The sequence below is a fragment of the uncultured Mailhella sp. genome, assembly GCF_944324575.1.
In the GTDB taxonomy this organism is placed as follows: Bacteria; Desulfobacterota; Desulfovibrionia; order Desulfovibrionales; family Desulfovibrionaceae; genus Mailhella.
Genome location: NZ_CALUWV010000018.1, coordinates 1 through 12,268 on the forward strand (window position 1 = coordinate 1; position 12,268 = coordinate 12,268).

At 54.2% G+C, this 12,268-nt stretch carries 11 protein-coding genes; 4 read left to right on the forward strand and 7 right to left on the reverse strand.

The genetic code is table 11. The annotated features are described in order from the left end of the window. Nucleotides 1–238 precede the first annotated feature (238 nt). Both Q0J81_RS03685 and Q0J81_RS03690 read right to left on the reverse strand, forming a co-directional pair. Nucleotides 239–499 (reverse strand): hypothetical protein, encoded by a 261-nt coding sequence (locus tag Q0J81_RS03685; protein ID WP_294446086.1) that lies wholly within the window; start codon nt 497–499, stop codon nt 239–241. Nucleotides 500–620: 121 nt separating this feature from the next. Beyond that, nucleotides 621–983, reverse strand: a complete 363-nt coding sequence (locus tag Q0J81_RS03690; RefSeq protein WP_294446087.1) for a hypothetical protein — start codon at nt 981–983, stop codon at nt 621–623. Nucleotides 984–1,473: 490 nt separating this feature from the next. Here Q0J81_RS03690 and Q0J81_RS03695 point away from each other — a divergent pair, with 490 nt between their 5' ends. From Q0J81_RS03695 to Q0J81_RS03710, 4 genes are read left to right on the forward strand one after another with little or no spacing between them, the layout of a single operon-like run. After that, nucleotides 1,474–2,604, forward strand: a complete 1,131-nt coding sequence (locus Q0J81_RS03695) for an ABC transporter substrate binding protein (RefSeq protein WP_294446088.1) — start codon at nt 1,474–1,476, stop codon at nt 2,602–2,604. Then, nucleotides 2,604–4,946, forward strand: coding sequence for an MFS transporter (locus tag Q0J81_RS03700; protein ID WP_294446089.1), 2,343 nt, complete (start codon nt 2,604–2,606; stop codon nt 4,944–4,946). Before Q0J81_RS03695 ends, Q0J81_RS03700 begins: the two co-directional genes overlap by 1 nt. After that, nucleotides 4,946–5,929, forward strand: a complete 984-nt coding sequence (locus Q0J81_RS03705; protein WP_294446090.1) for an alanine racemase — start codon at nt 4,946–4,948, stop codon at nt 5,927–5,929. Before Q0J81_RS03700 ends, Q0J81_RS03705 begins: the two co-directional genes overlap by 1 nt. Continuing rightward, nucleotides 5,926–6,594, forward strand: coding sequence for a GNAT family N-acetyltransferase (locus Q0J81_RS03710; RefSeq protein ID WP_294446091.1), 669 nt, complete (start codon nt 5,926–5,928; stop codon nt 6,592–6,594). The genes Q0J81_RS03705 and Q0J81_RS03710 overlap by 4 nt, the downstream gene beginning before the upstream one ends. A gap of 261 nt (nt 6,595–6,855) precedes the next feature. Here the strand turns inward: Q0J81_RS03710 and Q0J81_RS03715 are convergent, their stop codons facing one another. From Q0J81_RS03715 to sctS, 5 genes are read right to left on the reverse strand one after another with little or no spacing between them, the layout of a single operon-like run. After that, the gene (locus tag Q0J81_RS03715; RefSeq protein ID WP_294446092.1) at nt 6,856–8,811 is read right to left on the reverse strand and encodes a SpoIIE family protein phosphatase; all 1,956 of its coding nucleotides are present in this window, start codon (nt 8,809–8,811) and stop codon (nt 6,856–6,858) included. Further along, entirely contained in the window at nt 8,808–10,082 is a 1,275-nt protein-coding gene (locus Q0J81_RS03720; RefSeq protein WP_294446093.1) for a sigma-54 dependent transcriptional regulator, read from the reverse strand. Before Q0J81_RS03720 ends, Q0J81_RS03715 begins: the two co-directional genes overlap by 4 nt. A gap of 12 nt (nt 10,083–10,094) precedes the next feature. Continuing rightward, nucleotides 10,095–11,138 carry a type III secretion system export apparatus subunit SctU gene (sctU, locus tag Q0J81_RS03725; RefSeq protein ID WP_294446094.1) on the reverse strand — a complete coding sequence of 348 codons (1,044 nt, stop codon included), beginning with the start codon at nt 11,136–11,138 and terminating at the stop codon, nt 10,095–10,097. After that, entirely contained in the window at nt 11,135–11,953 is an 819-nt protein-coding gene (gene sctT / locus Q0J81_RS03730) for a type III secretion system export apparatus subunit SctT (protein WP_294446095.1), read from the reverse strand. Before sctT ends, sctU begins: the two co-directional genes overlap by 4 nt. 48 nt (nt 11,954–12,001) lie before the next feature. Then, nucleotides 12,002–12,262 (reverse strand): type III secretion system export apparatus subunit SctS, encoded by a 261-nt coding sequence (gene sctS / locus Q0J81_RS03735; RefSeq protein ID WP_294446096.1) that lies wholly within the window; start codon nt 12,260–12,262, stop codon nt 12,002–12,004. Nucleotides 12,263–12,268: the final 6 nt, after the last annotated feature.

Below are 12,268 nucleotides of genomic sequence, written 5' to 3' on the forward strand. Positions count from 1 at the left end.
TCGCTAGTTCAAATCTAGTCATCCCGACCAGAATTTCAGGGAGTTACGATATGTTTCGTAACTCCCTTTTCTGTTAAGTTCTGACAGATAGTGCTTTCTGATAAAAGCGAAACTCTATCTGAGGTACCTTTTCCCTCATTGAGGAAAAAGGTACCTCTTCAGTTCTGTAACAAAGACGCAGCGGCCCCTGATACTTCAGTCGTCATTTCAGAAAGGACCTGCTTCCGACATGACCGCATCACACACGAAGTCCGTGCAGCAAAAGCTCTGTGTCCATAGTTTCTGTGGTAAGACTCTGCTCCTTCAGACTTTCGTCGAGCTGAAGACCGATAGTAGTCACCGCCTTATCTATTTCAAGCAGACGTCTTGACTCCGATTCTGTCAAATCCTCAGCTCTTCTTCCTTCCCGTTCAAGTTTCTCCATCAACAGCGAAACTTCTTCAGAATATCGACACAACTCTTCTAAAAACCGATCCTGCTGTTCACTGTTTTTAATCATGAACACACCTTTGTCTGGGTCTACATCGTACATTCGTCAATAACGACTATATTTAACATAACTATAAAATTACAAAAAACGATAAATTATGAATATATAACATAAATAAAACATTCATAATTCAAATAGTAGGGTTACCTTCATATTTTAAATCGGGGATGCTTATATTGTAACGTGTACAATATTTTTTCAGATTGGTAAATTCAATGCTCTTCTTGCTAGAGAACATTGACGTTGTGCTTGATGAATATACCTGAATCATAACCATCTTTTTACCACCATCTCCATAATATGGTGTAAATGTATACTTTGCTCCATTTGCATCAGTTTTAACAACATCTGCTCCAGCTCTATTAATCGCTTTTGATATATTCTTTGAAATGTTTTTAGCTACATCATTAATTAACAGATTATTACTATGCAAGTTCTCGTTATTGAGAGAAATTTCAGTAACATTTCGTTCATTAATGGAATCTATAGGCATAATCCCTCCAAATATTAAAAAAATATTAAACCCATTTGTACCCCGGAAGAGCAGATATAGAGCCTGCCTTGTTCTTAGTCATGCAAAAATCTGCTCCTCAAATCATAAAAACATTATATGTATTTTTCAAAGAAAAATCACACATGTCAAGAGTAATCATCATACACAATTTTGTATCATTATTTTAATAAATACAAATAACTTGTATATTAATATGCAGTTTATTTTATAATAAAACAATATAAAAATTGTATTTTAATTATATATACATATATATTTATCTTTTTAAAACATAAATATTTTAAATTATACATATTCATATTCAGGAAATATTCCTTTTCGCTAGAATATTTCAAACAATATACAATATCAACACTTCTTCCAAAAAGAAAATAACATTCACGCCGGTTCTACACATTTTTTATGTATGCAAACATTGTATTTTCCTTGGTGATTGCGTATATTTCCCCCATATCGTACGAGGTCTTCCATGTCTGAAATTTCCCGCAATGTACGCTTTTTTCTGCTTGTTTTCGTCGCTATTCTCATGGCCGGCTGCGGACATGCCCATGCCGAAGAAAAAACATGGCGGGTTCTGTATGTGGAAGGCGGGCCTTTTTCCAACTACCAGCAGACTCTTGCCCAGACGGCTCGAGGGCTCGAAGAACTGGGGCTCATTGACAATGGTCAGGTAGCCGTTCCTGCCGACACGGAATCGACCGCCGCCATGTGGCAATGGCTGGCAGACAATGCTGATGGACGTATAAAATTTCTTCGCGACGGCCATTACTCCGCAGACTGGGACACCTCTGCCAGACAGCACATAAAAGAAGCTGTCATAGACCGTGTCCGCAACCGCAAGGACGTGGACATGATCATTGCCATGGGGACATGGAGCGGGCTCGACATGAGCTCAGAAGATCTGGGAATTCCAGTCTTTTCCATGAGCGTGACCGACGCAGTCTCCGCAGGCATCGTAAAATCTGCCGAGGATTCGGGCAAAAACAACGTCCATGCTCAGCTTGAACCCGGACGATTCCGTCGTCAGATTTCCATGTTTCATGAGATATTCCACTTCAAAAAGCTCGGTGTTCCCTTTGAAGACACTCCCGAAGGACGCAATACCGCCGCCATGGAAGAAATTGAGCAGACTGCGGCAGACCTGGGCATAGAACTTGTACTGCGTTCCGCCCCTCTCGACCTGCCCGATGCCGACCAGGCATTTCGCAATCTCAAGCAATGCGTGGAAGAACTGTCCAAAGAATCCGACGCCATCTATCTGACCTATACCTCGACGCCCATGGAAAAAATCCCCGAGCTCATGACCCCCATCATTGAGGCCGGCTTACCTTCTTTTGCTCAGGCAGGCCCGCAGCTGGTGGAATACGGTGTGCTTATGAGTCTCGCGCAGGCAAGCTTTGCCGACATCGGCCAGTTCGAGGCGGACGCCATGGCGGCCGTCATTCACGGCAAAAAACCCCGTGAGGTCAATCAGATTTTTGAACCGGAACTGGGACTGGCAATCAACCTGAAGACAGCCATGCGCATAGGCTGGAATCCCCCGCTGGAAATTCTTGCCGCCGTGGACGAGATCTATCAGCAGATTCCGGCGGTGCGTTAATGCACCAGCTTCCCCTTCGCAGACTTTTCATCGGCGGCATTCTTGCGCTGCTCTGTGCACAACTTTTGTACGGAACGCTCATGCTTTCCGCCCTCTATAAGCAATATCAGGAGCCGGTATTTCAGATAAACGGGCTCGTCTGTCAGGACATTGCCGAACATCTCGGTCTTCTCGTACGCGTAGGCAAGAGTCTGCGGCCTCTGACACTGGAACGTTTTCTCTCTCAGTATTACATAAGAACGGAAGCGGAGAACATCGCCGTTACCGACACCGACGGTAACGTTATTTATCAATGGAAGAAAAACGATGAACGCCGCATTGCCATGCCCCCTGATGCGAAACCCGTTTTCGGTCAGGTACAGAAGTTTTCCACGGATGACAGTTTCTGGACAGTCTGCCCCATCACTGGCAGGCAGGGCCTCATTGCCGGTCATGTTTTCATGACCCTCGACAAAAAACGTATTTCAGCCCTGCTGGCAGAGGCCGCACGGGGACAAATACTGCTTTTCTGCGGGGTGACACTGGCCGAGTGCGCTCTTCTGGCTCTGCTTCTGCAGATTTTTGCGTTTCCGCATCAGCATGCCTCACCCAAAAACTTTTCCCTCCGCCTGCGCATCTGCTTCATGCTTCCCCTCATAGTCGGGCAGATTTTCATTCTCTGCATGCTCCAGGCTCCACTCTCCCGCCTGTATGCTGAAGAAATGATGCATACTGGCTCACAGCTTGCGAGACAGATGTCATGGGATCTCGAGCGACTCGCTGGCATGGGACTGCCGGTAAGCGGCATACACGGCATGGAAGACTGGATGACCGCGAGACAGCAGCATGTTTCCACGCTGGGCATGGCGGTTTTCGACGTTACAGGAAAGCTGCATGCCGCTGCGGATGCCTCGGGAAAACTCTCAGAACAGGACTGGCAGGGACGCTGCGCTTCGACGACACCGGTAACGCTGGACATGAGCCATCCGGCCGACGGCACTCCCGTCGGCACCATAAAAGTCATCATGAACCCCGCCACGGCGGGAAACAACCTGCAATCCGTCATGCTGGACAACCTGACCATGACGGTGGTGGCGGCCCTGTTTCTCTCGGAACTTCTGTTTCTGCTGCTCATGAGCCGTAAGGGAGCAACCGCCATGTCCCGGTCCCCGGAGTTCATGCGTCCCCTTATTTTTGCCTGTCTCTTTGCTACGGAAATGTCCATGTCTTACGTTCCCATCCGCATAGGGGAACTGGGCCTTGACCTTTTCGGACTTCCACCGGATGTGGTGTCCGGCCTTCCCGTCTCCTGCGAACTGTTCACGGCTGGTCTTGCCATGTTCGCAGGCGGATTTTGGAGCCAGAAGGCCGGCTGGAGACCCATGCTTCTTACCGGACTTGCGCTGGCCTGTCTCGGCTCATGCGCGAGCTGGCTCTCCCCCTCGGCGCTTCCCTTCATTCTGGCCCGCGGAATGTCCGGACTCGGATACGGCTTCATCAATCTTTCCGCGCAGGTCTTCGTCATTGCCCATTCTTCTGAAAACAGCAGAGCCCGCAATCTTGCCTTCATGTTTGCAGGACTCTACGCCGGTACGCTGTGCGGCAGCACCATGGGCGGACTCATTGCCGACAGACTGGGATACCATGCCGTATTTCCGGCGTCCGCGGCCATGCTTGCGATTGCCGTCACGGTTCTCTTCCGTCTGCTGCCCAGGGAGCCGTGGCAAAATGAAGAAGAAACTTCCTCCCGGCTCACCTTTCGCGAAGCGCTGGAGTTCTTCGTTGACAGACGGATGGGAACGCTTCTGCTCTTTTTCATCATTCCCAATGCGCTCATTACGGTATGCCTGTTTCAGTTCTTCATGCCGCTTTCCCTGAGTCAGGCCGGGACCTCCCCTGCCACCATAGGTCGGGTATTCCTTTTGTACTGCGTCATCGTCATGTTTGCCGGACCGGCCTTCGGCTCTCTGCTCGACAAAACAAAACACATGGAACGGCCTCTTTTTCTTTCCATGATCATTGTTTCACTCAGCGTCACCGCCCTTCTCGTCTTTGACGGCCTTGTCGCCGCCATGCTGAGCGTGGCGCTTCTTGCCGTCAACACCTCCATAGCCGCCAACGGACAGGGGCCATACGCGCTTTCTCTTCCTGCAGCCACCCGTTTCGGCCGAGCACGCACCATGGGCTTCTACAATGTGGCCATGCGCATAGGACAGGTACTCGGCCCGCTGAGTCTCGGCATCATGATGTCCGTATGGGACACGCGCACGGGCCTCACCATTCTGGCCGCCGGCACTGCATGCTGTGCGCTTCTTTTCATCGCTTTCAGTCTCACCCGCAGCTCACGTTCCCAGGAATCCTGATGCCCCGTCTTGTCATAAAAACCGACGTGCTGCGCCGCAACCTCGCCGTCATTCATGAGCTGTGCCGTCGGGCAGGAGCCATCTGCATGTTCGTCTTCAAGGAGGCTCCGCTTCATCCCCGTCTCACGGCCGACATCATGAAAGGTTCTCCCGTCAGACGTCTCGGAGTTGTCGCCTGGCCGGGACACGGCATTCCCGACATTGCCGACATACAAATACACCATATCTATGCGCCGTCTTCCATGCTTGCCCGACAGGCCGCAGCCTGTTCGTGCGTATACATAGACTCTCTGTTCACTCTGCGGACCCTTGCCCTCTGCAGAAACGGAAACACTCCGCAAATACGCCTCTGTCTGGAAGCCGGCGACGGAAGAGACGGGGCACCGGCCGAGGAGCTGCCGGAGCTGAGTGAGCACGCGCGCAGTCTCGGCCTTTCCATCCGCGGCCTTACGGTGAACTTTGCCTGCCTGAGCAGGGAAGCTCCCACAATCCGGCGACTGCAGGATGCCATTCAGGCTCTGCGCGGCATACGCGACTGCTGTACGGCAGGAGCCGATATTTCCGCAGGCGGTACCGACATGCTGGAACTTGCTGCCCAGTCCTCCATTCCGCCCGCCATCGCGGAAATCCGCTGCGGCACCGGCATAACGCTCGGCGTATATCCGCTCTCCGGACGCCCCATTCCCGGAACCAGACAGGATGCTTTTCAACTGGAAGCGCAAATTCTGGAAAGCCGAATAAAAAACGGCCGCCGCATGGTGCTTCTCGACATGGGAACGTTCCATACCGCACCGGAGTGCCTTCGGACACCCCTGCCCGGCATGATTTTCTCCGGAGCCTCCTCCGCCTACACGTCCTTCGATGTGACAAACTGTCCGGAATCGCTGCGCGAAGGACTGACGCTTTCCTTCATACCGGACTATCACGCCCTTTCACGAGCTCTTTTCTCTCAGGCACTTCCCATTACCCTGGAGGAAGCATGACTGATTTTATTCTGCGCTCTGCCGGACCGGATGACCTTGACGGACTCGTTGTTCTGGAACACGAGGTGGAACAGGCACTCCCCTGTCGGGATATGTTCGCCACGGACGAAAGGGAGTTCTATGAACCCATCGTGCGAGGAAAGGGGCACATTCTGCTGGCGTTTGATACCAACGAAAAGCTGGCCGGAGCGAGCGTCATACGCTTTCCCGCGACAGACGACCCGGAAAATCTCGGGCTTTCGCTCTCTCTGCCCCCGGAACGACTGGCGACCGTCCGACATCTTGAATCCGTCTTTGTCCGCCCCGACATCCGGGGAAAACGACTGGCGGAACGCCTCGTGCGCGAAAACATGCGTCTCACGCAAGGATGCGGTCGAACGCTGTCCATGGCTACAGTATGGCCGGGAAACGCCGCCAGCCTGAAACTGCATCTTAATCTCGGTCTGCGCATACGCGCCTTTGCCTTAAAATACGGCGGCAAGCCCCGGTTCATCCTCATGGACGGAGACGCTGTGGCAAGCAATGCGGCTCCCGTCTTCGTACGCGCCATGGATCTGAACGGACACTGCGTGCAACTGAGCGCAGGCATGGCCGGGGTGGCTGTCCGCCCCCAGCCGAATCAACAGGAATTTCTGGTGGAATACAGGCCGGTTCTCAAGTCCTGATGCACAAGCGCAGCGTTCCGCCCAGCACCGCCTGTCTTTCACGGCATCGTCATGAGAGGTCGGGGGCGTTATCACCACGTCCCGACCCCGCCTGAAAGACGGTTCCAGAGAATATCATCCGAACTCCGTTCCCTCAGTCCTGCGCAGTTTTCCCCTAGCGCCCCCCTCGATTCAAAACAAGAACCGCACTGCTTCCCGCGGTGTTCAAAGCGTTTGAACGCAGCTCTCGCCGCCGCGCCTCAGGGCGTGCATGATGATGCGCTATGCCGACGCCCGACGAAAACAGAGCATGGTAATGTCATCAGACTGAGGAGCGTCCTTTCTGTATGCCTTGATGGCCTGCATGACGCCGTGCAGTACTTCGTCCGGAGAAGCGCCGCGCAGATTTTCCAAAACCGCAGCTATGCGCTCTTCGCCGAAAAGCTCAAGCTTGTCGTTCATGGCCTCGGACACTCCATCGGTATACAGCAGACAGTATTCCCCGGGAGCAATTTCGGCGTGGCACGCCTCGTAATCAAGTCCCTGCATGGCTCCTACCAGGGGACCGCTGGTATCCGTGAGCATACGAATCGGGACATTTTTATCCTGACTTACCACAAATGGCGGACAATGCGCACCGCTCGCGTAGTCAAGACGTCCCGTTGCGGGATCAAAAAGCCCGATGAACAGCGTAACGAACATGCAGCTGGGATTGTTTTCCGCCAGACGTTCATTGATGCGAAGCATGGCTTCCGAGCAGGAAAGTCCTTCGGCCAGCGCATAGCGAACCAGCGTGACCGTCATGGACATGAACAGCGCGGCGGAAACCCCCTTGTCCGAAACGTCACCGATGACGACGGCCTGCCTGCCGTCGGGGGCGGTAAAAAAGTCGTACAGATCGCCGCCTACTTCCTTGGCAGGTTCCAGAAACGCCGCCGCGGAATAGCCGAGGCTCTTCGGCGCGCCATCCGGGGGAGGCAATATCCCCATCTGAATGTCCCTTGCGGCATTCAACTCACCCTGCATCCGCTGACGAACGGCCAGCGTGTCTACAAGGCGGCGAATGTTTTCATCCAGTGCCTTCACCATGTGGGCAAACGCTCCTGCAAGCTGCCCTACTTCATCCTTTCTGTCCACGGGCAGATCATCGACAATGTCGTCCGCAAATCCCACGCCGCGTTCGGAGCTGAAGTCTTCCTTTGCGATTTCCCGAGCCCTGCGGGTAAGAAGACGCAGCGGAGCGATAATGCGCATGGTGAGCACCAGCATGATGAGAAGGCTTGCGCCAAGAAGCGCGGCTGCTACAACCACGAGATGGCCTGTCAGCTTTTCCGCAGGGCCGGTAATGGCGCTCAACGGTATGGACGCCGTTACATACCAGTCCATGGCCTTGAAATAGGCCAGCCGGTACAAAACGGGATTCTCCGAGTCCACCGTATTGCCTTCCAGCGCCTCCCCTTTGCGCACACGTTGAAGCACGTCCGGCGGGACGGAAGACAAAGGCATATGCGTTCCCTTGCCGGCAAGCACTCGACCGTCGGCGGAAATGACGGATATGGAGGCTCCCCGACTCAGCTCCAAGGTGTCCAGACGTTCCTGAATGCCGAGTGCCATGCGACTTTCCAGCCGGGACCGACTCCTTTCGGCATCTGCCACGAGAGCGGCCAGAACCAGCGTACCGCGGGTTCTTACCGGCATGAAACAGACCAGCACGGGCATATCCTGCCCATTGCCGACAGGAACACGAACCACAGCGAACTGACCGTCGTTCAGTGAATCGCGATGACTCAGCATGGAGTGCATGGACTGCCCCTTGAAGTCCTGCCGGCCTTCATCCATGATACGATCCGTCAGACTGCCCGAAAGTACGGGACTCCCTTCAAGATCGTAAAAAGCCAGGTGAAGGGCTTCGGCATCCAGCACGCTTTTCCAGCGTTCAAGGCTGTCCTCCGCCTGCCTGCCGCTCTCCAGAATCAGCATGTCACGCATCATGGCGGCGTACTGCCGGAGATCCTTCTTCAGCTGCAGCACCGACTCCACCTCGGAAGTCAGCAGATTGAGATATCTGACGCTCAGGCTGTCTTCCACAAGCATGACGGTGTTGACGAAGGCTTCCCGCTCCCTTTCCATGCCACTCTCCATGAGGCTTGCCCGGCTGAAAAAAATGATGGGAACAGCCGCCAGACTGATGGCCGCGCCGACAAGCAGAAAAAGCTTGCTCCGCAGAGAAAAGTTCATTCGTTCTCCTCCGTCATGCGCTGAAGCTTCTTGCGCAGCCCCTCGCGCGTGATGCCGAGAAGTTCCGCGGCCTTCACCTTGCGGCCTCCGGACTGTTCCAGCGCGCGACGAATAAGCATGGCCTCCGCCTTCTGGAGATTGAGCGGCATGGAAGTCAGATCACTTTCCGAGGGTTCTTCATGATGGCACAGATATTCACGACCGGCTTCCGACTCCAGAATGCGGGAAGAAAGATTCCTGAGCTCCACCACGTTGCCGGGGGTCAGTGCCGCGGCCCTCTTCATTTCGTTGTTCAGCTCGCGTACGTTGCCGGGCCACGCATAGCGCAGCAGAAGCCCCTGCACGGCCTCGGAAAGCGAAAGCCTTTCACGACCCATTTCAGCGCAGAAACGTTCAAGAAACGACTGCGCCAGCAGCAGTATGTCATCCCCGCGTTCACACAGGGGCGGCAATCTGAGTTCAACCACGTTGACGCGATAGAAAAGATCCTCGCGAAAACGTCCTTCCTTCACGGCTTCCTCAAGATTGACGTTGGTGGCGGAAACCAGAAGAATATCCACCGGCACGGGATGGGCGCTTCCCACGCGTACTACTTCGCGCTGTTCCAGCACTCGCAGAAGCTTGGCCTGGTTGGCAAGGCTCATTTCGGCAAGCTCGTCCAGAAAAAGCGTGCCTCCGCTCGCCTCTTCCACAAGCCCCTTCCGGGAAGAAACTCCCGTGGCCACGCCCTTCTCTATGCCGAACATGGCGCTTTCAAACAGCGTGTCCGGTATGGCCGTACAGTTCACGGCAATGAAGGGCCCTCGACTGCGCGGAGACTGGTGATGAAGATAACGGGCCAGCACTTCCTTGCCCGTGCCCGTCGGCCCGAGAATGAGCGTATTGATGGGCCGTCTGGCAATGGAACGCGCAAGATCGAAAACCCGGCGCATGGGTTCGCTCTGACCTATGATGCCGTTTCCCGGAGTATACAGCGCCTCCACGCTTTTCTGAAGCTCGTCGTTTTTCTGCACGAGCACCCTGTGCAGAGCCTCAAGCTCGGCATTTTTTGCCCGGAGCTGCTGAATGAGCTGGGAGTTCTGAAACTCTCTGGCTTCCACTCGAACCAGCATCATGCCGAAGGCCTCGGCAAGGCGAACCAGTTCGTCCGGAGCTGCGCCCGTACGAGTGAGGTCAAAAAGCCTGTCCGTGTCGGCATGCTTTCCCAGCGCCAGCGCGCCGCAAAGATCCGTCAGCAGCGGCAGCAGACTGTCCATTCCCCTGTTTTCCATGCCACACTCTCCTTACTTTCTTTCCAGACTCTGCACCCAGCGCAGAACTTCCGCCACGGGACCTATGAGGTCCTGGGGAATATAGGCGTTTTCCGTTCCGTCACGGAACAGCGCCCGTGCCAGCGGAACATTGCGCATGATGGGAATGCCCTCCTGTTTTGCCACGTCCATCATGCGCTTTGCAAGCAGTCCCTCTCCCTTGGCAAGAATGACCGGCAGGGGAGTTCTGCCCTTTTCATAATCCAGGGCTACGGCATAGTGTGTAGGATTGGTCACGAGCACCTTTGCCTTTCTTACGTTGTCAAGGGAATTCTGAGCAATCATTTCCTTGTGCAGTTGCTTGCGCTTGCTCTTGATGTGCGGATCGCCCTCGCTCTCCTTGTATTCCCGCTTCACTTCATCCTTGCTCATCATATGATTCTGATTGTACTTGTGCCGCTGATACAGATAATCCAGCGCCGCAATGACGCAAAACGCCCCGGCGGCAGTGACGACAAGGTCGTTCACGGCCTCTCCAGTCACACTCCACATGGCGCCGATACCGCCTTCCGGCACACGGAAAAGCTGAGGAAGATAGGTTCTGAGAATGAAGAACACCACGCCCCCGAGCACACCGACCTTGACGAGATTCTTGACGAGCTCGAACAGATTCTTCATGGAAAACACTTTCTGAAACCACTTCTTGGGATCCAGATTCTCCAGCTTCGGCATGGCGGCCTTTACGGCGAACAGAACTCCCGTCTGAGCAAGCGTGCCCACAAACGCCACTCCCATGACCAGACCGACTACAGGCGCAACCAGCATGACCGAAGACTGAATGACCAGGGGCACGACTTTGGCCATGGCTTCCTCAAAGGGCAGCGTCATGAAGTCCATGGGCAGCGACACCATGTCACGGAGCAGTGTAAAAATGTTTTGGGCGTTGGCGGCAAGATACACCCCCACGGCCAGCGTAGTAAGCGCAGGCGCAATGTCCTGACTTCGACATACGTCGCCCTTTTCCCTGGCTTCGCGCAGTCGTTTTGGTGTAGGCTGTTCCGTCTTTTCGTCGCTCATGGCAAAAATACCTGCAGATAGCGCAAATCCGAGCCGAAGGAATCAAACATGCTCACCGCTCCGGTCATGAGCATGCTGAAATAGAAAATGAGCAGCAGAGACGCCAGCCCGCTCTTTACGGGCATGGCCAGAATGTACACGTTGAGCTGAGAGGCAAAGCGGTTGATGAGTCCGAGAGAAATATCCGTCAGCAGACAGGCAACCACCACGGGAGCGGACAGAAGCATCATGTCCAGCGCAAGGTCGCTCACCTTCTGCGCAAAAAACAGGGGCAGCGATGGATTCTTGAAAAAAGCCGCAGGCAGCATGCCCGTCACCGGCCAGAATTCGTAGCCGGCATAAATCATGCCGAGAAAGGTAAGAAACGCGCCCGTGGAAAAAAACACGTACACGGCGCTCTGAAAAAAGAAGGAGCCCGTAGGAGATGTCTGCTCCCCGGCCAGAGGATCGGTTTCCGAGGCCTGCCCCGCACCGCGCTGGTTGTCGATGAAAAAGCCTGCACACTGAAGCGTCCAGAACATCATGCCGGCAAGAAAGCCCATGAGCATACCGAGAAAGACTTCCTTGGCAATGAGTACGCCGACGTGCAGACCGGATGCGAGCGTGAGTCCCTCCCATGCAGGAAGCTGCCCGAGAATCATGGGGTGCAGCACCAGATAACAGGCCAGCACGATGGTGAAGCGAAGCTGTCCGGTCACCAGCGTGCCGCCCATGAACGGCGCCGTCTGCATCAGCATGAACAGTCGCGGCGTTCCCAGAAGAAACGCCAGCAGATGCTGCTGCGGCGAAAATCCCCAGAACAAACCGGTATCCAAAATTCAGCACCCTCCCGCCGATACGCTTCTTTCGCCCGCCAGGACCTCTCAGAGCAGATAGAAACGAGTAAAGATTTCATCGGCGTAACGCAGTATTTCCCCCGACATCCAGCCTCCCAGCAAGAACAGGGTGAGCACCACGGCAATAAGCTTTACGCCGAAGGAAAGCGTCTGCTCCTGCAACTGCGTCACCGCCTGCACAAGGCTGAGAACTATACCTATGACGGAGGCGATGACAATGGGCGGCAAAGAAATCACAAGCACCAGATAAAGGGCCTGAGAAGCATAGTCCATGGCAATGCTGTTCATGCCTCC